The sequence below is a fragment of the Arcobacter roscoffensis genome (genome assembly GCF_024267655.1).
In the GTDB taxonomy this organism is placed as follows: domain Bacteria; phylum Campylobacterota; class Campylobacteria; order Campylobacterales; family Arcobacteraceae; genus Arcobacter_B; species Arcobacter_B roscoffensis.
In genome coordinates this window covers 420,657-446,880 of record NZ_CP100595.1, presented here as the reverse complement: position 1 = coordinate 446,880, position 26,224 = coordinate 420,657, and the positions used below count along the sequence as shown (strand labels likewise).

The 26,224-nt window shown below is 29.6% G+C and carries 21 protein-coding genes; 1 reads left to right on the top strand and 20 read right to left on the bottom strand.

Annotation, left to right across the window (positions count from 1 at the left end; all coding sequences use genetic code 11):
- Positions 1-13: 13 nt before the first annotated feature.
- From NJU99_RS02215 to NJU99_RS02205, 3 genes are read right to left on the bottom strand one after another with little or no spacing between them, the layout of a single operon-like run.
- Positions 14-1,351 carry an HlyD family type I secretion periplasmic adaptor subunit gene (locus NJU99_RS02215; RefSeq protein WP_254577106.1) on the bottom strand — a complete coding sequence of 446 codons (1,338 nt, stop codon included), beginning with the start codon at positions 1,349-1,351 and terminating at the stop codon, positions 14-16.
- Entirely contained in the window at positions 1,341-3,500 is a 2,160-nt protein-coding gene (locus tag NJU99_RS02210; protein WP_254577105.1) for a type I secretion system permease/ATPase, read from the bottom strand. The genes NJU99_RS02215 and NJU99_RS02210 overlap by 11 nt, the downstream gene beginning before the upstream one ends.
- Before the next feature lie 7 nt (positions 3,501-3,507).
- Entirely contained in the window at positions 3,508-5,382 is a 1,875-nt protein-coding gene (locus NJU99_RS02205) for a TolC family protein (protein ID WP_254577104.1), read from the bottom strand.
- Positions 5,383-5,508: 126 nt separating this feature from the next.
- Between NJU99_RS02205 and NJU99_RS02200 the strand changes: the two genes are divergently transcribed.
- Positions 5,509-6,207 carry a response regulator transcription factor gene (locus tag NJU99_RS02200; protein ID WP_254577103.1) on the top strand — a complete coding sequence of 233 codons (699 nt, stop codon included), beginning with the start codon at positions 5,509-5,511 and terminating at the stop codon, positions 6,205-6,207.
- On the opposite strand, the gene NJU99_RS02195 is transcribed toward NJU99_RS02200, so the two are convergent.
- The 17 genes from NJU99_RS02195 to NJU99_RS02115 form a co-directional block, all read right to left on the bottom strand.
- Positions 6,204-7,001 (bottom strand): sensor histidine kinase, encoded by a 798-nt coding sequence (locus NJU99_RS02195; protein WP_254577102.1) that lies wholly within the window; start codon positions 6,999-7,001, stop codon positions 6,204-6,206. The two genes, NJU99_RS02200 and NJU99_RS02195, sit on opposite strands and share 4 nt — an antisense overlap.
- A 6-nt stretch (positions 7,002-7,007) precedes the next feature.
- Entirely contained in the window at positions 7,008-8,129 is a 1,122-nt protein-coding gene (locus tag NJU99_RS02190) for a hypothetical protein (protein ID WP_254577101.1), read from the bottom strand.
- An 86-nt stretch (positions 8,130-8,215) separates the two neighbouring features.
- Positions 8,216-12,298: a midas domain-containing protein gene (locus NJU99_RS02185; RefSeq protein ID WP_254577100.1), complete on the bottom strand. Its 4,083-nt coding sequence runs from the start codon at positions 12,296-12,298 to the stop codon at positions 8,216-8,218.
- Between the two features lie 80 nt (positions 12,299-12,378).
- Positions 12,379-13,074, bottom strand: coding sequence for a class I SAM-dependent DNA methyltransferase (locus tag NJU99_RS02180; protein WP_254577099.1), 696 nt, complete (start codon positions 13,072-13,074; stop codon positions 12,379-12,381).
- Positions 13,074-13,682 carry an ATP phosphoribosyltransferase gene (gene hisG / locus NJU99_RS02175; RefSeq protein WP_254577098.1) on the bottom strand — a complete coding sequence of 203 codons (609 nt, stop codon included), beginning with the start codon at positions 13,680-13,682 and terminating at the stop codon, positions 13,074-13,076. The genes NJU99_RS02180 and hisG overlap by 1 nt, the downstream gene beginning before the upstream one ends.
- A complete protein-coding gene (locus NJU99_RS02170; protein WP_254577097.1) occupies positions 13,660-14,295 on the bottom strand; it encodes a type III pantothenate kinase in 636 nt (211 codons plus the stop codon). Before NJU99_RS02170 ends, hisG begins: the two co-directional genes overlap by 23 nt.
- Positions 14,273-14,605 (bottom strand): hypothetical protein, encoded by a 333-nt coding sequence (locus tag NJU99_RS02165; protein ID WP_254577096.1) that lies wholly within the window; start codon positions 14,603-14,605, stop codon positions 14,273-14,275. Before NJU99_RS02165 ends, NJU99_RS02170 begins: the two co-directional genes overlap by 23 nt.
- A 32-nt stretch (positions 14,606-14,637) precedes the next feature.
- Positions 14,638-15,780, bottom strand: coding sequence for a DUF3095 family protein (locus NJU99_RS02160; protein WP_254577095.1), 1,143 nt, complete (start codon positions 15,778-15,780; stop codon positions 14,638-14,640).
- Position 15,781: 1 nt separating this feature from the next.
- Complete coding sequence (gene mreB / locus NJU99_RS02155) at positions 15,782-16,807, bottom strand: rod shape-determining protein (protein ID WP_254577094.1); 1,026 nt, start codon at positions 16,805-16,807, stop codon at positions 15,782-15,784.
- A 177-nt stretch (positions 16,808-16,984) separates the two neighbouring features.
- Positions 16,985-20,560, bottom strand: coding sequence for a proline dehydrogenase family protein (locus NJU99_RS02150; RefSeq protein WP_254577093.1), 3,576 nt, complete (start codon positions 20,558-20,560; stop codon positions 16,985-16,987).
- A 138-nt stretch (positions 20,561-20,698) separates the two neighbouring features.
- The gene (locus NJU99_RS02145; protein ID WP_254577092.1) at positions 20,699-21,421 is read right to left on the bottom strand and encodes an ABC transporter ATP-binding protein; all 723 of its coding nucleotides are present in this window, start codon (positions 21,419-21,421) and stop codon (positions 20,699-20,701) included.
- Entirely contained in the window at positions 21,421-22,200 is a 780-nt protein-coding gene (locus NJU99_RS02140; RefSeq protein ID WP_254577091.1) for an ABC transporter ATP-binding protein, read from the bottom strand. Before NJU99_RS02140 ends, NJU99_RS02145 begins: the two co-directional genes overlap by 1 nt.
- The gene (locus NJU99_RS02135; RefSeq protein ID WP_254577090.1) at positions 22,200-23,162 is read right to left on the bottom strand and encodes a branched-chain amino acid ABC transporter permease; all 963 of its coding nucleotides are present in this window, start codon (positions 23,160-23,162) and stop codon (positions 22,200-22,202) included. The genes NJU99_RS02140 and NJU99_RS02135 overlap by 1 nt, the downstream gene beginning before the upstream one ends.
- Positions 23,162-24,064, bottom strand: coding sequence for a branched-chain amino acid ABC transporter permease (locus NJU99_RS02130; RefSeq protein WP_254577089.1), 903 nt, complete (start codon positions 24,062-24,064; stop codon positions 23,162-23,164). Before NJU99_RS02130 ends, NJU99_RS02135 begins: the two co-directional genes overlap by 1 nt.
- 16 nt (positions 24,065-24,080) lie before the next feature.
- Positions 24,081-25,202 carry a branched-chain amino acid ABC transporter substrate-binding protein gene (locus tag NJU99_RS02125; protein WP_254577088.1) on the bottom strand — a complete coding sequence of 374 codons (1,122 nt, stop codon included), beginning with the start codon at positions 25,200-25,202 and terminating at the stop codon, positions 24,081-24,083.
- A 34-nt stretch (positions 25,203-25,236) separates the two neighbouring features.
- Positions 25,237-25,896 (bottom strand): hypothetical protein, encoded by a 660-nt coding sequence (locus NJU99_RS02120; RefSeq protein ID WP_254577087.1) that lies wholly within the window; start codon positions 25,894-25,896, stop codon positions 25,237-25,239.
- Positions 25,889-26,128 carry a hypothetical protein gene (locus NJU99_RS02115; protein ID WP_254577086.1) on the bottom strand — a complete coding sequence of 80 codons (240 nt, stop codon included), beginning with the start codon at positions 26,126-26,128 and terminating at the stop codon, positions 25,889-25,891. Before NJU99_RS02115 ends, NJU99_RS02120 begins: the two co-directional genes overlap by 8 nt.
- Between the last annotated feature and the right edge of the window lie 96 nt (positions 26,129-26,224).

Here is a 26,224-nt window from a genome sequence, read left to right as displayed (position 1 = left end):
ACTAATCCTTCTACTACTTTTCACTTAAAGAGTTTTCTTTAACTTTTAAAATTGGTTTTAAAATAAAATCCATTATTGTTTTTTTACCTGTTACAATATCTACTCTTGCAATCATTCCTGGAATAATTGGGTGTTTTTCACCATCTTTTTCTAAATAGTTTTTATCTGTTTCAAGTATTACTTTATAATAACTTTTTCCATCTTTTGAGTCTTTATCTACAATACTATCAGCTGAAATTTCAACTATCTTACCATCTAATCCCCCATAAATAGAGTAATCATAAGCTGTAAGTTTAATCATAACATCTTGGCTAGGATTAATAAAAGCAATATCTTTAGGATCAATTTTTGCTTCAACTAACAAGTTTTTACTATCAGGAATAATATCCATTAAAGTAACACCTGATTTTACAACCCCACCAATAGTGTTCATATAAATCTCTTTTACAGTACCATTTACATTTGATTTTATTACAGTTTTTTCTATCTTATCAGTATCCGCAACAAGTCTTGCTTCTACTTTTTTTATCTCAACTAAAATCCTCTCTAACTCTTTTGAGGCTTCAGTTCTAAATTCTTTTACCCTTTGTTGTTTCTTCTCTTTTGCTTCTGTTATTGCATACTGTATCTTCGGCACTGTAAGATTAAATGTTCTTAAGTCTCCTCTTGTTTGCTGATACTCTTTTTCAACAGTGATTAACTCAATTCTTGATTTTGAACCTGATTCAACCATTCTTTTTACAGTAGCTCTTTGAGCTTTTATTAGTTTTAAATTTGTTCTTCCTTGAGATATTTTAGATTTAGTTTCTGCTAACTCTTGTCTTTTTTGATTAATTTGTGAATCAAAAACTTTTAATGACGTTTTAAGCTCATCAATTCTATTTTCATAAAGCTTTCTTTGTGACTCTAAATATCCTTTACCAATCTCTTTTACTTTTTTAGAAAAGTTTAATTTTGGTATTTTTTTACTTATATCTATATTTGCTTCAAGTTTTAATCTCTCTACCATTGTTAGCCATTGATTATAACTCTCTTTATTCTCTTCAAATGTTGCTTGAAATCTTGTTGTATCTATTTTTACTAAAGCTTGTTCTATTTTTACTTTATCTCCACTTTTTACTAAAATGTCTTCAATTAAGCCGCCATCTAAAGACTGGATAGTTTGTATTTTAGAAGAAGGAATTACTTTACCTTCACCTCTTGCTAATTCATCAACTTGGGCAAAACTTGCCCAAACTATCATACAAGTTACAAAAAGAATAATTGCAAAAAAAACTAAATCAACTTTTAACTTAACTTTTTCATTTGCTTGACCATAAAGGCTATGAACAAAACTTACATCATTTTTCATTTGATTCCTTTTTTGAAGCAATAATTTTCTCTTTAGGGCCATCAGCTATAATCTTACCGTCATCTAAAACAATTATTCTATCAACAAGTGCAAGCATTGATGTTTTATGAGTAACAACAATTACAGTTTGATCATCTAAAATATTATGAAGTTTGTTAATAAACTGTTTTTCAGTTTGTTTATCCATAGAGTTTGTTGGTTCATCTAAAATCATAATATCTGGATTACTAACTAAGGCTCTTGCTAATGTGATAGATTGTATTTCTCCACCACTTAAACCTTCTCCTCTTTCACCTAGCATGAAATCATAACCTGATTCATGTTTACCTAAAAATTCATGAACACCAGCGATTTTAGAAGCCTTTAAAATCTCTTCATCTGTAGCAAATGGTTCACCAATTGTAATGTTGTCTTTTACACTCCCCATAAATAAAAATGGTTCTTGAGGAACAACACCTATTGACCTTCTTAAATCAACAGGATCAATTTGTCTTACATCAGTTTTCTCGATTAAGATTGAACCTTTTTTAGGTACATATAAATTTTGAAGAAGTTTTACTAAAGTTGATTTTCCAGAACCTATTCTTCCTAAAATAGCAATTTTTTCACCTTGTTTAATCTTTAAATTAATATTTTTAAGAACTTCATAGTTCTTATCTTTATATGAAAATGTAATATCTTTAAACTCTATTTCACCCTTTAAATCAGGTCTACTTAAATATACTTTATTCTCTCTTTCAACTTCCATTTGCATTATTTTGTCTATGTTGTCTAAAGCTAATACTGTTTTATCATATCTTAAAACCATATTTACTATTTGAGATACAGGAGAAATTGCTCTTCTATTTAAAAGCATAGCAGCAACTATACCACCCATTGTTAAATCACCTGTACTTGCTAAATAAACCCCACCAATAATAATAAATATATTTGATAATTGAGAGATAAATGACGTAAAGTATGAAGTTATTTGAGATAATTCTTGTGATTGTTCATTAAAATATACTGTTTGACCAATTGATTTATCCCAATGGGCTTTCATTCTATTTTGCCCTCTTACACTTTTAATTATTTCTAAACCGGATACTGTTTCATTTAAGGTAGTATGCTTTAATTGTTCTTCCTTTGAAGATTGTTTAACATACTTTTGAATTGGCTTTTGCATAATAAGTGAGAAAAGTATAGCTATAACTAAAGTTGCAACAGTAATCCAACCTAAAGGACCACCGATATAAAAGATTATTGCTATAAATATAAATAAAAATGGAATATCTACTATAGTCGCAATAGTTGCTGTACCAAAAAAATCCCTAATAGCTTGAAAAGATTGAAGCCTATTTACAAACATACCTGTAGAAGCAGGTCTTTGGTCAAGTCTAATATTTAGTAATTGGTCAAATATTTTATTTGACATAATAATATCAGCTTTCTTTGAAGCTTTTGCTAGATATTTTGATCTAATAATTTTTAGTATAAAGTCAAAAGTCATTACAACAAAAATACCAATTGCCAATGCCCATAAAGTTTCAATAGCATTATTTGGTAAAATTCTGTCATATACATTCATAATAAATAAAGGTGTAGCAATTACAAAAATATTAATAAAAATTGAAGCAATAATAACTTTAATATATAAATCTTTGTTTCTTTTCATTGCACCCCAAAACCATTTTTTAGGTTGCTCTATTTTTACGCCTTTGCTTACTCTATTTTCAAAATTATATGCTGGTTTTATAATGATACATTTACCTGTATATCTTTTTTCAAGTTCATCAAGGCTTACTTTTGTTTCACCTTGACTTATTTCAGGAAAGATTGCAGTTGCGCTATTTGATTGTTCATCATAATCAAGTAAAACAGCTGCACAATTATTTTGAGTGTAAATAACAGCAGGTAGTGCTAATCTATCAATATCTTTAATATTTGCTCTTTGAGAAGGCTTTGAGATTAAACCTATTTTTTTAGCAGATGATATGAAGTTACTTTGATTTAAAACCTCACCATGTATTCCAAGACCATAGGCTAATGCTTCTTTTGAAACAGCTCTTTGGTGATACTTTGATAGAAAAAGTAAACACTCTAATAAACAATCGACTTTTCTTTTTTCTTTTAATAAATCACTATCTTGTGTATTTATATTCTCACCCATTACTTCCCTACTTATTTACAGTTTTATATTTTTTTAATATTTTTCTATGCTTTTCTAAAGTATCAATGTATACATTTTTTTCTAATAACTCTAATGAAAACTTTTTTAAACTATCTAAAGCTTCACTTGAGGTTTCATAGTTTCCATATAAAACTTTTGTTCTATTATTTGTATTGTACAAAATAATATTTTTATTATCAAGTTTCATTTTAGTTAAAAATGTTTGTATATCTTCATCACTTTTAAGTGTTGCGATATTAATTGTATATTTTCCTTGAAGAATTGGTGAGTTTTCTATTAAAACATTATTTTTTTCTTCTATTTGTAAATCATCTTCTAAATTTAAACTATCACTTTTTTCATCTTTTGAAATATAAGAAGCTGGTATTTCTTCGAAAATTAAGTTATTTATCTCTTCATCTAAATTTGTATTATTTAGTTCAGGTTTTTTTTCTTCTTTCTCCTCTGATAATCCATTATCAAGTAAATCTATTAAATCAGAATCTAACTTTTCTTCTTTTTCTTTATTAACTTTCTTATCCTCTTTTGCTTTTACAGATATACTTTCAAAAGTAGGACACACTTGTATTTTTGAATTTATTATAGAATCTGATAGGATATTTCTTTGCATTAATAAATCATAGTAAATAGCAAAAAGCTCATACTCTTCTTCTATTGAATCAATTTGAGACCTAAAGTACTCAGATTCTGCATTTAAGATATCAATAAATGTTCTTGTTCCATCTTCTAACTGTTTTAAATAAACTTCTTTAATATTTTTATTATCTTGAACATATTTTTTTAGGTTTTCTATTTTTGCTTTTTTTGCGTAATAGTTTTTATAACTTGTTTTAACTTCATTAACAACTTCTTTTATTGTATTATCCAATACTTTTTGTTGTTCTTTTAAAAATAGCTCTTCTCTTTGTTTTGCTATTTTTGTTTTTCCACCTTCAAATAAATTCCAATTTAAAATTAGTCTTACTCTATTTATATCTTCTCTTCCATCTTCTGGTTCAGCTAAATCATCATCCCAAGACATTTGCCATTGAAATTTAAGATTTGGGAGATTTGCTGCATTTGATTGAATATAATTTTCTCTTTGTTCTTTTACTTTTGAAATTACTTCTAATATTTTTGTATTAGTTCTAATAGTTTCTTCAATAGTCTTTTCTAAAGTTTTAGGAATTAACTTTTCATTTATAATTGGTCTACATATATTTCCAGAGATTTCTTGGTTTGTTAGTTGTTCATAAGTGTTTAAAGCATTTGTATTATCAATTTTTTGCTCCATTAGTCTATCAATTACAAAATGCTTTTTAGAATTAACCTGATAGCTCTCTAAAACTTCTCCACTAATCTCTTCTTTTTCTTGAGCAATCACTAAATAGTCATCATGTACATTTACACTATGAGTTGAAATATCTATAAGTTCTTGATACTTTACTAAATTCAAATAACTATCAACTGCACTACGAACTATCTCTTCAACTCTTCTATCACTTCTATATTTATTTGATATATAACTATGTCTAAACTCTTCTACTTCACTTGGTGTTCTTCCACCATCATATAAAACCTGTTCAAATCTTAAAATAGCATTCCATCCATCTTTTTTTGCAGTTGTAGGATCATTAGCTTGACTATCTCTATTTAAAGTTGTTTTTGATTCTTCAATAAAAGCATCTAAATCTAAAGTAGGTAAATAATCGCCTTTTTCTTCATCAACATATTTTTTATATGCTTCTTTATTAAACTTCTCGGATAATACATCTGCATTACTATCAATAACGCTTAAAACTGTTTCTTTTAATGTTATTGCATTTAAACTTGTTGCTAAGAAAAAAGATAACGTAGTTATTTTGATATTTTTAGTACACATTAGACCCCAACTATAAAATTATTTACATTATTTGTTATATTGTATTTGATTTATGCTTAATTTACCTTCTAATTAGTTATAATATTGTAATAAAGCATTTAAATTAAGAACTAAGGGGCACTTTTTATGTCAATAAATAATGATTTAGAACTTATCAAAACACTTAATATTCTTTATATTGAAGATGAAAAAGAGATAAGAGAAAATATTTCAAAAGTTTTATCAATGTTCTCAAAGAGTGTTATAACAGGGAAAAATGGAACTGAAGCCTTGGAAATTTATAAAAAAAATAAAATTGACATAATAATTAGTGATATAAATATGCCGGAACTTTCTGGAATTGAACTAATAAAAATAATAAGAGAAGAAAATAAATATATTCCAGTTATTTTATTGACTTCACATACTGAAACAAACTTATTACTTGATGCAACAAAACTAAAACTAACTGATTATTTATTAAAACCTATAAATTTAACAGATTTAAAAAATGCCCTATTTAAGGCTACTGAAGAGTACCTACAACACAATGGAATTATAGCCAATTTTCCAAATAATATAAAATATGATATTACAAAAAAACAACTTTTTGGAAATGGTGATAGAAAAGATATTACAAATAAAGAGATACTTCTACTAGAATACTTATATGAGAATAAGAATAGAACTGTTACAAAAGAAGAGATTAAAGTTCATTTATGGGAAGATGAATTTGAAGCAACAGAAGGAGCTTTTAAGTCTGTATTAACAAAACTTAGAAAAAAAATAGGGAAAGAATCAATCTTAAATATTTCAGGTATTGGATATCAATTAAAATGCTTCTAACTTTTAATAGGTAAAGAGATTTTGAATTTTGCTCCATTATTTTCATTTTGAACGACTATTTTTCCATTCATATTATTCTCAACAATTAATTTCGTCATAAAAAGACCTATTCCTGTTCCATTTTTTTTATCAAATGTAACAAATGGTTTAAATATTTCATTTATGTATTCGGGTTTTATCCCTCCTGCATTATCTGATACTTCAGTTATACAAAAGCCATTTTCTTCATAAACCTTTACATCAATATGTCCATTTTCAATTTTTCTATTTATTAGTTCATCTTTAGCATTAGTTATTATATTAATTAAGGCTTGTGAATATTCATTTTTAAAACCCAATATTATAGGGTTCGACTTAATAACAATATTTACTTTTATATCTTTATTATTTAAAGTTGTACTTAATATATTTACAACTCTTTTTATTTGATCAGAAATTATAAACTTCACTTTTTCTTTTTCTTTAGAGAAAAAACTTCTAAAGTCATCAATTGTATTTGACATATGTTTTGTAAGTTTATCAGACTTTTTTATAGCTTCTAATACCTCACTATTTGAAATCTTTCCATTAAGTTCAATCTTTGATTCTAATACCATTAGTACAGAAGACAACTCCATCAAGGGCTGTCTCCATTGATGAGCAATATTTCCAATCATCTCACCCATTGCAGCCATTTTAGATTGTTGGATACATAATTCATCTTTAATTTTATTTTTTTTCTTCTCTTCAATTAATAATTTTTTCAACTCTAAATTTTCATTTTCAAGTTTATCTATCAAATTTTTTTGTGTCATATTATCTTACTTTACCATCTCATCAAATATAGAAAGATAAAAATCATTGATATTTGTTGTATCATCACCTTCAAATGGTAAAGGACCTGCCATTTGATTTACTTCAAAAAACACTATTTTATCTTCCTTTGTAATAGCAAACTCAATACAACCAGTATCATAATCCATTAGTCTTATCATTTCCTTAGCAATATTTGAAGCAAATTCGAATTTGTTACTATTATTTTTTACTTCATGCCATTTCACTTTCATATTAACATTAATATGAATATGTTCCTTCTCATAATACTCTTCTTCATCTGTTAAATTTTGTCTTTGTTTAATTGAAAAAACTTTTGCATTCTCATCATAATTTGTAAAGTAACATCTATATTCATCTTTTATATCAAATGCTGGTGTTATAAGAAGTTCTCTTTGTCTATGCTTATGAATAGATAAAGACTTTTTAAGCTCAGGGTAGTCTATTTTGTTTTCAATATTCTTAAATATTACACCTTTTCCTTCTTGAATACCATCATTTTTAAAAACTATTTTATTTCCTAAATTTTTCTTTATAAATTCCATAAAAACTGGATAGTCACTTGCTTGTAGGTTATAAGGAATTATTACATCTTGAATATATTTACTTCTAGTTTTATAAAGACGTTTTAAAGCATGCATTTTATTCATACATCCAACATTTACCATTGTTGCTTTATTTGGTTTTGCTAATTTTCCGTTATTTTGTTCAAGAAGAATCTCTAGTATTGAAAAGAATGGATGAGAGAATGATTCTCTAAGACTAAAATAATACAAACCTTTTAAATCAACCTCTATAATATCTTTTCCAACAATTCTAAATAACTTTTCATTATAAATAAACAATGCATTGTTATACCAAAACCTACAATTTATATTTTCTTTTCGAAGATAGTTTAATAATAAATAAGACTCTATAATTGAAGACTCTTTAACCATTGTTTTTGGATTAAAATTTCCTTTACCACACATTGGATAATGACTCCAAATCTCTAAATAATTCTTATTTTGTAAATGTGCCATTTTTGAAAATTTATCATATACAGTTTTTCTCATTGTGTCTAAAGAGATAATTGCAGTGGAGATTTTTTCAGATAGTTTTTTATCCATTTATTAGCCTGTTATTAGTGATTTGTTTGAAATAAAATAACAAACAAGGAAATTGTAGCTTGTTTGTTATTAATATAATATAACTATTAGATGTCATCTACATCCACATCGTTTTCTATTAAAACTGTTACATTATTATTCGTATATTCAAAGAATTCACCATCTTCACCCTCAACAGTAGTTGAAGTGTCACTTTTAGTCCAATCAGATGAGTCTTCTAAATTAATTTCATCTCCATCATCACCTTTTATTACAAGCTCATTATCATCATCTGTAATATCAATAATATCTTCAATATTTAAATCAATTTTCTGTTCTTTTTCATCTGTAAAGTCTAGAACTTCTATATTTCCTAATTTACTAGCAATATCACTTACATCTACCATATCGCTATCATTAAGATTTATTTCTATTTTATCAAAGCCTTCTCCTAAATCTATTGGATTACTATTTGTTACTTCATTACCATCACCATCAAAATATTTCTCATAGCCATCTGTTGTATCTTCGTCTGTTGTATCTTCGTCTGTTGTATCTTCTGGTACTTCATCTGTTGTATCTTCATCTACTGTATTCTCATCTGTTGTATCTTCTGGAACTTCATCAGTCGTGTTTTCATCTACTGTATTCTCATCTGTTGTATCTTCTGGAACTTCATCAGTCGTGTTTTCATCTACTGTATTCTCATCTGTTGTATCTTCTGGTATTAAATCTACTTTATTTTCTGGTGTAGTATTTTCATCTATTGTATCTTCGTCTATTGTACTTTCATCTATTGTATCTTCTGGTATTAAATCTATTGTATTCTCATCTACTGTATTCTCATCTGTTGTATCTTCTGGTACTAAATCTGTTGTATCTTCATCAGTAGTATTTTCATCTGTTGTATCTTCTGGTACTAAATCTGTTGTATCTTCTTGCACTTCATCAGTAGTGTTCTCATCTAGTGTATTCTCATCAATCGTATCTTCTGGTACTAAATCTGTTGTATTCTCATCTACTGTACTCTCATCTGTTGTATCTTCTGGTACAGTATCTGTTGTATCCTCATCTACTGTAGACTCATCTGTTGTATCTTCTGGTACTAAATCTGTTGTATCTTCTGGTACCTCATCAATTGTATTTTCATCTACAGTGTTCTCGTCAGTCGTATCTTCTGGTACTTCATCAATAGTATTCTCATCAGTAGTATTTTCATCAATTGTATCTTCTGGTATTTCATCAGTCGTGTTTTCATCTACTGTGTTCTCATCTGTTGTATCTTCTGGTATTTCATCAATAGTATTCTCATCTACTGTATTCTCATCTGTTGTATCTTCTGGTATTTCATCAGTCGTGTTTTCATCTACAGTGTTCTCATCAGTCGTATCTTCTGGTATTTCATCAATAGTATTCTCATCTACTGTATTCTCATCTGTTGTATCTTCTGGTATTTCATCAGTAGTGTTTTCATCTACTGTATTTTCATCTATTGTATCTTCTGGTATTTCATCAGTCGTGTTTTCATCTACTGTATTCTCATCTATTGTATCTTCTGGGATTTCATCAGTAGTATTCTCATCTACAGTGTTCTCATCAGTCGTATCTTCTGGGATTTCATCAGTAGTGTTTTCATCTACTGTATTCTCATCTATTGTATCTTCTGGGATTTCATCAGTAGTGTTTTCATCTACTGTAGACTCATCTGTAGTATCTTCTGGAATCTCATCTGTTGTATCTTCATCTACAGTATCTTCTGGGATGTCATAACTTGTATCTATATTCCAAGCATCTTTTAAAACTACTTCCGTAGAATTATCAGAAGTATCTTCATCTACTTTTTCATTATCTCCATTAACCCAACTTTCAGTAGCATCTACTGTATCTTCAGTTGTATCAGAATTATCAGAAGTTAATGAAGACTTATTTATTGATTCATCTGTTGCATCTGAACCATTCTTTTTTTGCTCAACCCAAGTGATATCATCAAGATCTATCTCATTACCTTCTTTATCATAATAGTTTGTACTAGCTTTTATTATATAATCAACTACAGGTGAACCATATTCATTTTCAATTGCATCAAAATATTTTTCAGGGTCACTATACTCTTTAGTTTCACTACCTTGTGTATATTCATCAATTTTAACTGTAGTTCCATCTGCTAATTTTAACACTGCATGAGAAATTGCATATGGACCTTCATTAGTATCATATGATGTATCTTCTGGCGTTGATTCTTCATAAATTGTATCTTCTGGTCCAGTATCTTCTGTATCTTCAGTATCTTCATCTGTTGTATTTTCATCTGTTGTGTCTTCTGGTACTAAATCTATAGTGTCTTCATCTACTGTATTCTCATCTATTGTATCTTCTGGTACTAAATCTGTTGTATCTTCATCAGTAGTATTTTCATCTATTGTATCTTCTGGTACTAAATCTGTTGTATCTTCATCTACTGTAGACTCATCTGTTGTATCTTCATCTACTAAATCTGTAGTATCTTCATCTACTGTAGACTCATCTGTTGTATCTTCTGCTACTAAATCTGTAGTGTCTTCATCTGTTGTATTTTCATCTGTTGTATCTTCTGGTACTTCATCAATAGTATTCTCGTCTACTGTAGACTCATCTGTTGTATCTTCTGGTACTAAATCTGTTGTATCTTCATCTACTGTATTCTCATCTGTTGTATCTTCTGGTATCTCATCAGTAGTATTTTCATCTACTGTATTTTCATCTACTGTATCTTCTGGTACCTCATCAGTAGTGTTTTCATCTACTGTATTTTCATCTGTTGTGTCTTCTGGTACTTCATCTGTTGTATCTTCATCTACTGTACTCTCATCTGTTGTATCTTCTGGTACAAAATCTGTTGTATCTTCTGGTACCTCATCAGTAGTGTTTTCATCTACTGTATTCTCATCTATTGTATCTTCTGGTACTTCATCTGTAGTATTCTCATCTACGGTATTCTCATCTGTTGTATCTTCTGGTACCTCATTTGTTGTATCTTCATCTACAGTATTCTCATTTGTTGTATCTTCTGGTACCTCATCAGTAGTATTTTCATCTATTGTATTCTCATCTGTTGTATCTTCTGGTATTGCATCTATTGTATCTTCTGGAATCTCATCAGTAGTATTTTCATCTATTGTATTTTCATCTGTTGTATCTTCTGGCACCTCATCAGTCGTGTTTTCATCTACTGTATTTTCATCTGTTGTGTCTTCTGGTACTTCATCTGTTGTGTTTTCATCTATAGTATTTTCATCTGTAGTGTCTTCATCTACTGTATTTTCAGGTGTAGTATCCTCTGGAATCTCATCTATTGTGTTTTCGTCAGTAGTATTTTCATCTGTTGTATCTTCTGGAATTGCATCCATTGTATTTTCATCAACAGTATTCTCATCAGTCGTATCTTCTGGAATTGTATCTGTAGTGTCTTCATCTACAGTACTTTCATCTGTTGTATCTTCTGGAATTATATCTCTTGTATCTTCATCTACTGTACTTTCATCTGTTGTGTCTTCTGGTACAGTATCTTCTGTTAATTCAGCTTCATCATCATTTGTTGGAGGAGGTGGTGTATCTTCAGTGTCTTCTGTATCCTCTGTATCCTCTGTATCTTCATCTGGAGTATCTTCATCAATTCTTTCACTTCTTGATGTATCAGCAGGAGTTGAATCTTGTCCTCTAGTCTCAACAATATTTAAATATGCTTCACCTTGATTCCCACCAGCTGCTGCTGCATCTAAATTTTCAACTAAAGAGCCAAAGTCATCAATTATTGCACCATCAATTTCTGCCATAGTACTATTTGATAAATCATCTTTTAAAAGGTCTAGGATTTGATTGTTTTCTAGAGTAGGATTATTTAGTGTTTTTATAATCTCCTGATCCCCATCTGTAGTAGATGAAACACCTAAAGCAGTATTTAATGAGAAAACATTTGTAGAATCATTTGATTTAATTAAGTCAGCCATATTGTCTAAAACAATTTGAACTTTTTCACCTTTATCATCTAATACTAAGATTACTGAACTTTCATCTGATGATAGGCTAAATGTATAATTATCAGCACCTACAAAATAGAATTGCTCCCCTTCTAAGGGCTGAAAGTTCATATTATTTTGAACTTCTTGTTCTTGGATTTCTCCATTTGTTTGTCTAACTAGTAACTTGATCATGGCAGTTCCTTCTAGATAATATTCATATACTTTAATTATAAAGTAAAAAAGTTGCCTAGAAGTTGCCTAGTTAAAAATTATTAATTTTTCTTACAAATAAAAATAAGTTTATCAGATTCTTCTTCACAATGTAAGTTAAATTCTCTAATCTCCTGAACATTAAAGCCATTTGACTCAAGAATATTTTTTAAGAACTCTTTTGAGTGATACTCTTGCACTATAAAATCAGCTTCTTTTGAGAAAAGATTGTTTTTTTGTTTAGTAAAAAGTGTTAGGTTAGTTTGTAGTTTTTCATCTTCAAAAATCGCATCAATTGATATGAATTTATCTTTTAAATCCATAGTTATACACCCTTGCGCTATTTCATCAAATCCAAAATAAGAGTTTACATCAAACATAAAGTAGCCATTTTTATTTAAAACCTTTGATACATCTTTTATGAAAGTTTCTAAGTACTCTTTATCCATATAATTTAATACATCAAAAATAGCTGTTGCACAATCATATTTTTTTTCTACTTTCTCCAAAGGTATGGCACTTGCTTCTAAACCTTTTGCTTTACACACTTTTATTTGCTCAAGACTTAGATCAGTACCAAATGCAGTTTTCCCATTGATTCTAAGGTTTTCTAAAAAGTATCCTTGACCGCATCCTATATCTATGATATTGTCAAGTTCATTTACCATCACAAACTCCATAAACTGTCTGTGAAGAGTATAAACCTCATCTTCAAAATCTAGATAAGGCTCAATTTTTGAGTATAAATCTAATCCCATTAAAGTACTTCTTCTATCTTCTCTTTTAAATCTAAGATTAAATCTTTTTTAGCATAAAATGCATTTTTATTAGCTATTAAGTGAGCTGAACTTTCCATGATAGTAGGTCCTACTTCAAGTCCATTTTGTTTCATAGTTTCACCAGTTTCTACAATATCAACAATACAATCAGAAAGATTAACTAAAGGTGCAAGTTCAATAGAACCATAAAGTTTAATAATCTCAACAGCCATTGCTTTTTCTTCAAAGAATTTTTTTGCAATTTTTTCATGTTTTGTAGCAACTGTAATTTTACTTTTAGTTAAGTCAAGCTCTTCGCCCTTTCTTAAACCAAAGGCAACCTTACATTTACCAAGTTCTAAATCAAGTAGTTTGATTAAGTCATACTCTTTTTCTTCTAATACATCAAGTCCTACTACACCTAAGTCAGCTGCCCCATGCATTACATAAGTTGGTACATCTTGATTTCTTACATTTAAAAATCTAAAACCAGCTTTTTCAAGTATTAACTTTCTATCTTCAAATACAAACTCTTCACCAAAAGCTTTCTCAAACTTGGCTAAAGTCTCCTTGGCAATTCTTCCCTTAGGCAATGCAATCGTTAGCATCAATAATCCTTTTCATGTTCTCAAATATTAAATCTTTTTTATAAATACTATGTTTAAAATATTGGCTTAAAAGCTTTCCATCTCCACCTGTGAATATTATTTTTTTATCTTTACTTATCTCTTTTATAGGTAAAATAATGGATTTTAACATAGCATATTGTATAGCATCTTTTGTTTGAAGCGGTATTTTATCTAAATTTATATTTTTTTCAAAATCAAACTTTAGTTTTTTAGATATTTTTGGATAAGTTTTCATAAAAGCTCTAAATCCAGGCATTATAAAGCCACCTTTATGAGCTCCTTTGCACATAATATCAACAGTAATAGCACTTCCTGCATCAACTATAACTGCATCTTTTTCATATACACAAGCCAAGGCTCTATCTATTCCATGACCTATATAATCAGTTTCAAATTTTAAATATTTTTTTATATTTATAGCACTTGGATTTACTTTTAGAAGTTTCTTTGTAGCTTTTTTATTAACAGATACAAAAACTATTTGTTCTCTAAATTTAGGAACTTCATCTTTTAAACTTACTCTTTTATGTTTTCCCTTAATTAAAAAATGAAAAGTTGTATTTCCTATATCACATAAAATCAACTCTAACACTCCATGAGTTTTCTTCTAAATACTTTTTTGCTTTTGAGCATAAAGGACTTGAGATAATTAGTTCTTTTTTCTTAAAATTATGTTCTTTATATGAAGCTAGTTTTTCACATAAAACCATCAATTCATCAGCATTTTTTCTTAAAAATCTACTTTTCGCATCAAATTTGAAAATTGCATAATATTTTGAGTCAACACTTGTTGCGCTATATATTTCTATTTTTTTTCTTGAAGCTAAAGTTTTTGGTTCTACTTTTTCAATTTCTTTAAATAATATATCTTTGTTTGTATAATAGTTTGTAAGTTCTTTCAAGTAATCTATCCTTATATTTAAATAGATTATATCTAATTGTGACTTTTATTTATAAAAGCTCTTTTTTTAAATGCTTTTGCAGCTATTGCATAACCACCATTTGAGCAGTCCACAAAGTGAGTATGTCTTCCATGTCTTTCAAAGATTAGACATGTCATTAATGCTGAGTTTGATTTATGTACCCCATAAACAATATTTCCACTTTTATACTCTTTTTCTAAGTACTCTTTTAATTTATTTGTTTGTTCACTGCTAGTTGAAACTACCATTCTTAATAAGTCATCAAATTTTTCAGCATCTATAGTTGATAAAATCCTATCCTTATACTCTCCCCACTTGTCAACTTTAAAGCTCATAAGTGCAAGTCCTATTAGATTTATTAGTTTAAAGCCTAAAACTTTTATATACTTTTTAAAAAATGTCTTTTCATAAATACTAGCTTCTACTTTTAAATCATTGTTTTTAAAACTAAGATTTAAATTTTTCTTGCTTAATGGTGATCTTTTTTTATTATCCCCAATAAGATTTTCTATATCAAATAAAAGCTTCTCATAGTAAGTATCATCTTTACATTTAATCATTACAGCTAAAGTATCATCTTTGGGTGATTTTATTGCTTCCCATCTACACTCTAAACCTTCTAAATCAACTACAGTTGAATCAAGCAGCTTATCTTTAACTAGAAACTCTTGGCTATTTTTAAGTAAATCATCTGCATACTCTAAACCACCACCTTTTATAATAGCTTGAGAACTATCTTCATTTAGTTTTAGCTTAGTAATTAAAAGTGATTTTTTATTTTCATAGATTTTAGAAATAGGAACAATACCAACTCTTAAATCCAAAGAGTAACTCTCTTTTGAGATTTTCTGAGTTGCTAATAAAATTTGCTTTGTTTGCTCTAACATTTGTTTTGGAATTAATATAAAAGCTCCATCTCCACCAAAAACAAAAGGTAAATCAAGAGTTTTATCTATATTTAAAATAGAGATAATACTTAAAGCCCCAACCATATTAACTTCTTTATATTTACCATTTTCAATAGCTATGGTTGAGTTTTTCACATCAGTTACTACAATATACCAATCACTAGGCATATCTTTATAACTACTACTTTTACTGATTTCTTTTATAGAAGTAATACTTTGTAATTCTTTGTAAAAATCACTATTCATTTTAGTCATCTAAGAGATTTAAAAGTTCCATGTTTTTAAGAACTTCAGTTGTTCCATTTGAAACAGCCATTAATGGATCTTCACTTATATTAACAGGCAGCTTAATAATATTGGCTAAATACTTATCAATACCTCTTAAAAGAGCCCCGCCACCTGTTAAAATCACTCCATTATCAATAACATCAGAAGCTAAATCAGGTGGCATTTGCTCTAATAGTTTTCTAACAGAGTTTGAAATCTCTTTTAAAGGCTCTTCTATTGCTTCTCTAACTTCTTCACTGTTAATCTCAATTGTTTTTAAAAAACCAAAGTTATCTTTTCCTTTAACTTCAACTGTTAAAAGTTTATCAAGTTTAATAGCAGTTCCTATAGCAAACTTTACTATTTCAGCAGCTTCATTACCGATAGTTAAACTATATTTTTGTTTTACATATTTTACTATCTTTGCATCAAACTTATCACCAGCTGTTCTAGTAGCTTTACATAAAACAAGTCCACCTAAGGAAGTAAGACCAATTTCTGTTGTCCCTGAACCAATATCAACTACCATATGCCCATTAGGACTATTTACAGGAATCCCAGCTCCAATTGCTGCTGCTAATGGCTCTTCAATTAGATATACTTTTCTAGCACCTGCTGCTATTGCTGATTCTTTTACAGCATTTCTCTCAACTGGCGTTACTCCATGTGGAATACATATAATAATCTTTGGTTTAAAAAAGAAGTTTTTCTTATAAGCTTTTTGAATAAAATAGTTTATCATAGTCTCAGTTGTATCAAAATCAGCAATAACTCCATCTTTCATGGGTCTTACTGCTCGTATATTTAAAGGTGTTTTTCCAAGCATTCTTTTTGCTTCAAGACCAACAGCTATTACCTTATCCTGCCCTTTGTTATTTTTTTGAATTGCAACTACTGAGGGTTCATTTATAATAACCCCTTTATCTTTTGTAGTAACAATAATATTTGCAGTTCCTAAGTCAATTGCGATGTTAGGTGCAATAAGATTTGATAAAGTGTTAAACATATTTTTCCCAAATTTAAATTTATATTGAGATTATATAAGTAAAGCAGTTAAAAAGTGATGAAACATCTATTATTAATTTTTATTATTCAAAACTTACAGCCCATAATAATCACAAGATAGGAAACAACAGATATTATAGACTGTAAGGTTTAAACAATAAGAGAGAAGTCTCTCTTATTATTTGTTAAGTTCTCTTGCTCCAATATTTCCATATCTATGGTAAGAGTGAGAAACAGATTGCTCAATGAAGTAATTAAGAAGTTCTAATCTTCCTTCCATCATTGGCTTTTGTCTTACTATGAAAGTTACTGATTTATTAGCCTCTTTAAATACAGCAGGACTAACCTTTGCAATATCTGAGTAAATAACTCTATCATATGAAGAAATATTTTTCATCATCTTTTCTTCACTTTGCTCAACTAAACCATCTCTTGAAGTAAATAACTCAGATTTATTAGCTTCTAAGAAATCCTTAACAAGCTTATTATTTTCAATTGATACTTTAAAATGAACTCCTGCAACTCTTGCACCTAATATTCTTGAAACGGCTTCAAATAGTGTATCATCAGAAGATACTCTAATTAATACATTTTCTAAAGGTATATATCTAAAGTGATTATCTTCACCTCTTACCTTGCAATAATCTTTTTCTTGAGAAAACTCATTTTCATAGTTTTCATAGTACGATTGTAATGCAAGACCTAATTTTTCAAAATCCTCTTTATTATTATGAGTTTTTGCACAAGACTCAATAAAGCTTGCTAAATCAGAGTTATATCTTCTACTTACACTTGGTGTTTTAGTCTCATTATAATCAACAAACTGAGTAACATAATTGTAAATACCCACTTTTCTACCTGCACCAATTGCAGATTTACCCATACCACCAAATGGTTGTCTAAGAACGATTGCACCTGTTGTTCCTCTATTTACATAAAGGTTACCAGCTTTTAAGTTTGCTTTCCAGTACTTAACTTCTCTTTCATCAAGTGATTCAATACCTGATGTTAATCCATATCCAGTAGAGTTTACAATCTCAACTGCATGTTTTAAATCTTTTGCTTTCATAACAGCAAGAACTGGTCCAAATAACTCATTTTTATGAATAAAGTTACCCTCATCTACTCCCCACTTAATAGCAGGTTTTAACATAAACTCATTACCTTGAGCATACTCAGGTGCTAATGCCCACTCTTCATTTCCTTCAAGTTCACTAATTGCTTGCTTTAAAGCTCCACCAACTGGGTTTGCTAAAGTACCAATTCTATTTGAGAAGTCCCAAACAGAACCAACACTCATAGATTTTGCAGTATCAACTAAAGCTTTTCTAAATGACTTATCATTATAAACCTCTTCTTCTAATACAAGAAGTGAAGTTGCACTACATTTTTGACCTGAGTTATTAAATGCACTTAAACATACATTTTTAACAGCTTGTTCTCTATCTGCCATATTTGTAACGATTGTTGCATCTTTTCCACCTGTTTCAGCAGTTAAGAATAAATCAGGTCTAGTTTCTAACATACTATAAGCTGTATCTTCTCCACCTGTTAAAATTACAAAATCAACATCTTTATTTCCAATTAAATGTTCACCTGCAAGTCTTCCTGGACAAGGAACAAATTGTAAAATATTTTTAGAAATACCCGCATCCCAGAAACATTTACACATTTCATATGCAGTTAAAGCAGCAACTGATGCAGGCTTAATAATAACAGTATTACCAGCAGCTAAAGTAGAAGCTACACCACCTAAAGGAATAGCAACAGGGAAGTTCCAAGGTGGTACTACTACACCTACACCTTTTCCACTAAACTCTAAGTTCTCATATTTATCCCAATACTCTGTACTATGTGCATAAAACTCAATAAAATCAACTGCTTCTGAAACCTCAACATCAGTTTCCGTAAATATCTTACCAACCTCAGCAGCTGCAACACCAATTAAGTCATCTCTTCTCTCTCTAACTTTAATAGCAGCTTCTTTTAACATCGCATGTCTTTGTTTATGAGATAAACTTCTCCATCCGTCAACATCAGCTTTAGCAACTTCAACTGCTTTCTTTAAATCTTCAGCAGTAGCATTTGCAAACTTACCAGCTAAAACACCCTCTTCTACTTGAGACTTATCAATAGCATCTACAATATTTCTATCACCTACTAAATCCTCACCACCAACTACAACAGGAGCGATTTTGTGTTCAGTATCTTTTGAGAACTTCCATTTTTTTACAATATTTCTTGCCCACTCTTGGTTAGCTGGAAGAATAAAATCAGTATCAGCTTCAGCATGATATTCACCTAAATCATATGATGAACCTTTAAAATCAGACCAATTTTCTTCTAGTCTATTTTGCTGTCTTTTTGCACCAACAAAAGATGTTTTTTCTGCTTCAAAAGATTTTCTAAATAGTTGCTCTTGCATTTTCCAATCTCTTGAACCAACTTCTAAACCAAATGAATATCTAATAAAGTTATTTGGACCTGTATTTTCATCAAGTCTTCTAACTAAATAAGCAATTGCATTTGTAAATTGCTCTTTTGAAGCTGTAGGACCATATAAAATAGCATTTTTAGAAATCTCTTTTATTGCAAGTCTTGCTGAATCACTCATTCCCTCTAGCATTTCAATTGTATGATATTGTGAAGTTTTATTAACTTCAGCTAAACTTACTGCAAATGCTTGTTCAAATAAGTTATGAGAACCTGTTCCCACATGCATATACTTTGCATTTTCGCAATCAAGTGCATATCTAATCATTCTTTTATAGTTTGAATCAGTATCAGTTTTATCTGTGTAAGTTACCATTTCCCAATGTTTTTGAGATGCTTCTGTTTCTTCCATCTCCATATTAGCACCTTTTACAAGTCTAAACTTGATAGGATGTCCACCATTCTCAACTCTTTTTTTAGCCCATTGGCATAAATCTTTTTGAACTAAAAATGAATCTGGAATATATGCTTGAAGTACAATTCCTGCATAGAAATCTTTGAATTGTGGTAAATCTAAAGTTCTTTTAAATACCTCAACCGTAATATCTAAATCTCTATACTCTTCCATATCAAGGTTAATAAATTTATTAGATTTACTTCCATCTGGGGCAATATAAGGATGTTTTTGAGCTTGTTCATAAATTCTAGTTAATTTTTTAACTAAAGTTTGAACAGTTCCTTCAAAATTTAATGGATTAATTTGAGAATAAATAGTTGAAATTTTAATAGAAATATAATCAATGTTAGGATTTTCTAAAGCTTTTAAATATTTTTCAATTCTTTCTTCCGCTTCTTCTTCTCCAAGTACAACCTCACCAATTAAGTTTACATTTACTCTAGTTCCCTCTTCTCTTCTCATTTTAAGGTGCTTATTAAAAGGTGCTTCTTCCCCTTTTAAAACTACAGTTTTAGTATCATCTCTAATTTGATCAACAAATAATGGAACCGAAACATCAGGTAAATAAACCCCAATATTCTTAAAAAACCATAATAATATTTTATCTTTTGTAGTAAAGAATTTTGCTAATCCATACTTTTCAAATAAAAATAAAATCTGATCAGCAATTCTTGAATTTGCATCACATCTAAAAGACTGATCCATTAGCTCAATCAAAAGAACTTTATCTTTTGGATGTGCTAACATATTTTTCATCTTAGCATGAAACTCTTTTTCATAATCAGTAATTAACTCAGATGCTCTACTTTGCCATTTCTCAGCAAGTTTAATTGACGATTCTATTAGTTCTTGTTCATTTTTCATCTATTTTTCCTTAAAATTTATTGTTTTTTAAATGAATTTTAAGTAGCTTAGAGCGCACGCTTTTCATTTGTGCTCGTAAGAGGGGAGCAACCGCCAAGTATGCCCCTCTTGCTACTTAAATATTTTTCTTCTTCTTAATTAATGTTTTTTTCCTAAATATGCTTCTTGAATTGTTTCTGAATTTAATAACTCATCAGCTGTTCCAGCATGAGTAATCTTTCCAACTTCAAGTACATAAGCTCTATCAGCTAATTTCAATGCAGCCTTTGCATTTTGTTCAACTAATAAAACAGTAACTCCACTTTGAGCGATTTCTTTTACAGCTTTGAAAATTGCTTTAATCAAAATAGGAGCTAATCCAAGTGATGGTTCATCAAGGATTAAAAGTTTTGGTTTCGACATAATAGCTCTACCAATTGCAAGCATTTGTTGCTCACCACCAGAAAGTGTTCCAGCAAGCTGTTTTCTTCTTTCTTTTAGTCTTGGTAAAATGTCATAAATCCACTCTAATGTTTCTTTATCATGATCTTTTAAAGTATAAGCACCCATGTGTAAGTTTTCTTCAACTGTAAGTGTTCCAAAAACTCTTCTTCCTTCTGGCGAGTGACTCATACCTAAAGTTACAATATCATGAGCAGGAGTAGAAGTAATATCATTCTTATCAAAAATAATATGACCTGACTTTGCTTTTAAAAGTCCTGAAATTGTTCTAAGAGTAGTAGTTTTCCCAGCACCATTAGCTCCTAGAATTGTTACAACTTCACCACGTCTAACTTGTAAAGATATACCTTTAATAGCGGCAATTGCTCCATATGAAACATGAAGATCTTTAATATCCAGTAATACTTCATTATTTACCATTATTCATCCTCCTCATCATCATCTGAACCAATATAAGCTTCAAGAACTTTTGGATCATTTTGAACAAAACTAGGTTCACCTTGAGAAATCTCTTTACCAAAGTTAATAACAGTAATATAATCAGTTAAGTTCATAACCATATCCATGTCATGTTCAATCATCATTATTCCAAGACCCATTTCTTTAATCTTTTGAATAATTGCTGTTAACTCAATAGTTTCATTTTCATTAAGGCCTGCAGCTGGTTCATCTAAGATTAGAATTTCTGGGTCAGCAGCTAAGGCTCTTGCCATTTCTACTTTTCTTTGAACTCCATAAGATAAATCACCTGTTGCATGCATTGCAAATTTTGTTAAACCAAAAAACTCCATTAGCTCTTCAACTTTTTCCCAATGCTTTTTCTCATCAGCTCTGTAAGCAGATGTATGAACAATTGAGTGGTACCATTTTTGAGTTGACTTTGTATGACAACCAGCCATAATATTTTCAGCTACACTCATCTCTTTAAATAATCTAATATTTTGGAATGTTCTTAAAACTCCCCTTTGGGCAATTTTATGAGGGCTCATTCCTGTAATATTTTCACCCTTGTATTTAATGCTTCCTTTTTCAGGAGTATAAATACCTGTTACACAGTTAAAAAGTGTAGTTTTTCCTGCACCATTAGGTCCAATAATTCCATAAATCTGACCAGGTTTTACTTTGATTGTTAAATCATCAATTGCAACTAAACCATGGAAAAACTTTGAAACGTTTTCTATTTCTAATACGTAATCCATTATTTCTCTCCTTGGCTTTTATTTGCTTTTTCTTTGATAAATTTAGGAACAATTCCAAATTTAGCTGGCCATACACCATTTGGTCTTAAAATCATAGTTAATACCATTGCTGCACCAAAGATTAAATATCTAGCTTCGTCAAACTCAGTAAATAATTCAGGTAATACAAACATTACAAATGTTCCTATGATAATACCAGGAAGTGATGCAGAACCACCTACAAGTACAATAGCAAAGAACATAACTGATTGCATAAAGTTAAATGACTCAGGAGATACAGCTGAATACTGAATAGCAAATACTGAACCAGCAGCACCTGCAATAGCAGCACCTAATGCAAAAGCAAATAGTTTATAATATGAGATATTTATTCCCATAGATTTTGCTGCAATCTCATCTTTATTGATATAGTATAATGCTCTACCAAATGCAGATGTATCTAAGTTTCTGATAATAAGTAATGTAATTAAAAGTAAACCAAATGCTATATAGTAAATTGCAGTATCAGACCATAATTCATATCCAAATACTCTTACTACATCAATTCCAAAAATACCATTTGGACCACCTGTTAAACCAAAAATATCATTTGATAAAACTTGTTCAAAAATGATATTAAATCCAATAGTTGCAACTAAAAGGTAATCCCCTCTTAAGTGAATAATTGGACCAGCAAGTAATACCGCTACAATCATAGGAAATATAATTGCAAAAGGTATTGTTGCAATAATTTCTAATCCATAGTGTACATTTAAAATAGCTGTTGTATATGCACCAATACCAAAGAAAATGGCATGACCCATATTAAAAATACCAGCACGTCCAAGAATAATATCTTGTGAAAATGCCACAACTGCAAATACTAAAAATGTAATACCAATTGATAACCAAGCTGAATCAACTAAAAACGGGAAAACTGCCATTACTGCTACAAAGGCTATTAAAAGATTTCTATTAATCATTATACTTTCTCCGCTGTTTTTTCACCAAGAATACCAGTTGGTCTAAAGATTAAAATTACAATTAACAGAATAAATGTAAACGTTTCAGCCCATTCTGTAGAAACATATCCTGAAATCATTGCATTAAATAATCCTAGTAGTAATCCACCAAGCATTGCTCCTGGAATTGAACCAATTCCACCAATAATTGCTGCAATAAATGCATTTAAACCATAAAGCCATCCCATATCAAATGTTAAACCTCTATAGTAAACACCAATAAACAATCCACCAATAGCACCAAGCATAGAACCAATAATGAAAATAGTCATAATAATTCTATTTACATTAATACCCATAAGCTTTGCTGCATCTTGATCGATTGCAGTTGCTCTAATTGCAGTACCAACTTTTGTTTTATTAATGAAGATATAAAGACCTATCATTAACACTGCTGATAAAGCTAAAATTACTAATTGTGTAAATGAAATAATTACTGTTCCAAAAGTCCACGAAGTATCTGGGAAAATATTCGATGGGAAAATCTCCATATTTGGACCCCAAATCAGCATAATTGCATTTTGAATAACAAGTGATGCACCTAGTGCAGAAACTACCGCACTTAACCTTGGTGCAGTTCTTAAAGGTCTATAAGCAAGACGCTCAAGAAGAACACCCACGAATGCTACTACTATTGCTGTTAAACAAAATACAATTACAATGTTTACAATATTTAGTGCATTTGAACCATAAAATTGAGTAAAAATAGTAAGTCCAACATAAGCAGAAAAGGCAACAAGGTCACCGTGTGCGAAGTTAATTAACCTCATCACACCGTAAACCATTGTATATCCTAATGCTACTAATGCATATAAACTTCCTATAGTTAAACCATTAATTAACTGTTGAAGAAAAATATCCATTTTTTACCTTTAAGATCTATTGCCCTACTACTTTGTAAGAGCCGTCTTTTTGAATGCTGTAAACCATAAATTTAGCACCAATTCTTTCACCATCATTTCTAAAAGTAACTGGTCCTGTAATACCTGGGTAATCTTTTAGAGTATGTAAGTAATCTGAAATCTTTTTTGTATCAAAAGATTTTGTTTGCTCAACACCATGCATAATAGCTCTTAATCCATCAGCATTTACAACTGCCCAAATTGAAGGTGGCTTCATGTTGTAAGTATCTTCATACATACCTAAATATTTTTTAGCTTCTTTGTATGGTAAGATATCTGGAGTTGGGAAGTTAATAAGTACTGTTCCCTCAGCTGCTTTTCCTGCAAGTTTTAAGAAATCTGGGTTGTCATTTGAATCACCACCGATGAAATCAGCTTTAATTCCTAATTGAGCTTGTTGAGATCTTAATAATCCACCATCAGTATAATAACCAGAGTAATAAATAGCATCAGGTTTCATAGCTTTGATTTTTGTTAACATTGCTGTAAAGTTTTGAGTTCCTGATTTGATTTTACCTCTAAATACAACATTTCCACCAAGTTTTTTGATAGAAGCTTCTGTTGCATCACCAAGACCTGTTGAGTATGAAGAATAATCAGATAAAACTACGATATTTTTATACTTTTTTGTATTTACCATATACTCAGCTGTAAAATCACTTTGTGCTGAATTTGGGAATGAGTTTCTAAAGAAAGTCCAGTATTTTTTCTTGATTAAGTCATCAGAAGTACCATCTGAAGTTTGTAATACTTTACTTCTATAATATGTAGTTTGAGCTGCTTGAGTAGCACCTGAAGTATAAGATCCAATTACTGCAAATACACCAGCGTTTACTAATTTCTTAGCACATACAGCTGCTTTTTGAGCTTTTGCTTCATCATCACAAGTAACAACTTCGATTTGTTTACCTAATAATCCACCTTGCTCATTTTTTTCATTTACAATTAATTTAACAAACTGATCAATTCCTTGACCTTCATTTGCATACTTTCCAGTAATTGGAGCTTGTACCCCTATTTTTACAGTATCAGCTGCTACAAGTGAACTTGCAACAACAGCACTTAGTGCTAAAGCACCTGTTAATTTTTTAAAATTCATATATCTCTCCTTAAATTTTTTGATTTTAACTCTTCTAAAAAGTAGGCTCTATAATATAGCAACCCACACACCATTCACCTATGTTGTCTATCTTATTAATCTCGCCTCCTTTAAAACTTGATTTTAAATTTTTATGTGAGTAAACAATCTTGTCAAATGCTTCAATTATCTCTTCAACTCTTTTTTCACTTTTTTTTCTTGCTGTATTTGAAATATCTAAATAAAATGCAAACACACCATAGTCTAAAGTAGAGTCTTCTTTTTTATCTCTTGAAATCATTTTACACATTGTTTCAACATCATTTTTATACTCTTCTTGTACATTTCTTACACCATTTTTTATACTCATAATTACTCTTGAAATTGAGTCATTATCACTTTTATGCTCAAACCTCTCATCAAGCGTAAGACATACAACATCAGGAGTTAAATAGTGTTCTTTCATAAACTCTCTAAATGCATCTCTTTTAGGTAATGAACATCTTAAAATATCTGCAATTGTTGCATCTATAAAAATCTCTGGTGGATTTTCAAGTTTTGCAATTTCTTGAGATACATGAATAGTTAAAAACTTTGGTGGAGCATAAGATAAATATAATTCATCAGCTGTCCAAAAAGAGTAGTTCTTTTTAGCAGTTTGCATTCCTGTCATTACTGCATCAATAACATCACTTTTTGAAGGAAAATTATTCATTATCATCTCCTACATAGTTTTCATCTACTTCTTGAATTATTCCACTTTCGCAAAGAATATCTTCAATCAATCTATTTTTTGAAATATTTAATGACTGACTTAAAACAACTAAAGCATTATCTAGTCTTTTATCAATTTTAATAGTTAACTGAGATATCTCTTTTTTATTAGTTTTTAGATGGTTATTTATAACCTTTTGAATTACTGTTCTTTTGTTTTTTTGTTTTGCCATTTTAAATTCTCTAAATAAATTTTAGTACTACTAAAAGTAGTACCTTTTTTTCTTTAGTCATTATTTCATAGCAAAACTTAACTGATTCTTAATTTT

Excerpts from the sequence above, each read along its gene's own strand:
- NJU99_RS02215 (WP_254577106.1), bottom strand. The coding sequence starts at position 1,351 with ATGAAAAATGATGTAAGTTTTGTTCATAGCCTTTATGGTCAAGCAAAT.
- NJU99_RS02210 (WP_254577105.1), bottom strand. The coding sequence starts at position 3,500 with ATGGGTGAGAATATAAATACACAAGATAGTGATTTATTAAAAGAAAAA.
- NJU99_RS02205 (WP_254577104.1), bottom strand. The coding sequence starts at position 5,382 with ATGTGTACTAAAAATATCAAAATAACTACGTTATCTTTTTTCTTAGCA.
- NJU99_RS02200 (WP_254577103.1), top strand. The coding sequence starts at position 5,509 with ATGTCAATAAATAATGATTTAGAACTTATCAAAACACTTAATATTCTT.
- NJU99_RS02195 (WP_254577102.1), bottom strand. The coding sequence starts at position 7,001 with ATGACACAAAAAAATTTGATAGATAAACTTGAAAATGAAAATTTAGAG.
- NJU99_RS02190 (WP_254577101.1), bottom strand. The coding sequence starts at position 8,129 with ATGGATAAAAAACTATCTGAAAAAATCTCCACTGCAATTATCTCTTTA.
- NJU99_RS02185 (WP_254577100.1), bottom strand. The coding sequence starts at position 12,298 with ATGATCAAGTTACTAGTTAGACAAACAAATGGAGAAATCCAAGAACAA.
- NJU99_RS02180 (WP_254577099.1), bottom strand. The coding sequence starts at position 13,074 with ATGGGATTAGATTTATACTCAAAAATTGAGCCTTATCTAGATTTTGAA.
- hisG (WP_254577098.1), bottom strand. The coding sequence starts at position 13,682 with ATGCTAACGATTGCATTGCCTAAGGGAAGAATTGCCAAGGAGACTTTA.
- NJU99_RS02160 (WP_254577095.1), bottom strand. The coding sequence starts at position 15,780 with ATGAATAGTGATTTTTACAAAGAATTACAAAGTATTACTTCTATAAAA.
- mreB (WP_254577094.1), bottom strand. The coding sequence starts at position 16,807 with ATGTTTAACACTTTATCAAATCTTATTGCACCTAACATCGCAATTGAC.
- NJU99_RS02150 (WP_254577093.1), bottom strand. The coding sequence starts at position 20,560 with ATGAAAAATGAACAAGAACTAATAGAATCGTCAATTAAACTTGCTGAG.
- NJU99_RS02145 (WP_254577092.1), bottom strand. The coding sequence starts at position 21,421 with ATGGTAAATAATGAAGTATTACTGGATATTAAAGATCTTCATGTTTCA.
- NJU99_RS02140 (WP_254577091.1), bottom strand. The coding sequence starts at position 22,200 with ATGGATTACGTATTAGAAATAGAAAACGTTTCAAAGTTTTTCCATGGT.
- NJU99_RS02135 (WP_254577090.1), bottom strand. The coding sequence starts at position 23,162 with ATGATTAATAGAAATCTTTTAATAGCCTTTGTAGCAGTAATGGCAGTT.
- NJU99_RS02130 (WP_254577089.1), bottom strand. The coding sequence starts at position 24,064 with ATGGATATTTTTCTTCAACAGTTAATTAATGGTTTAACTATAGGAAGT.
- NJU99_RS02125 (WP_254577088.1), bottom strand. The coding sequence starts at position 25,202 with ATGAATTTTAAAAAATTAACAGGTGCTTTAGCACTAAGTGCTGTTGTT.
- NJU99_RS02120 (WP_254577087.1), bottom strand. The coding sequence starts at position 25,896 with ATGAATAATTTTCCTTCAAAAAGTGATGTTATTGATGCAGTAATGACA.
- NJU99_RS02115 (WP_254577086.1), bottom strand. The coding sequence starts at position 26,128 with ATGGCAAAACAAAAAAACAAAAGAACAGTAATTCAAAAGGTTATAAAT.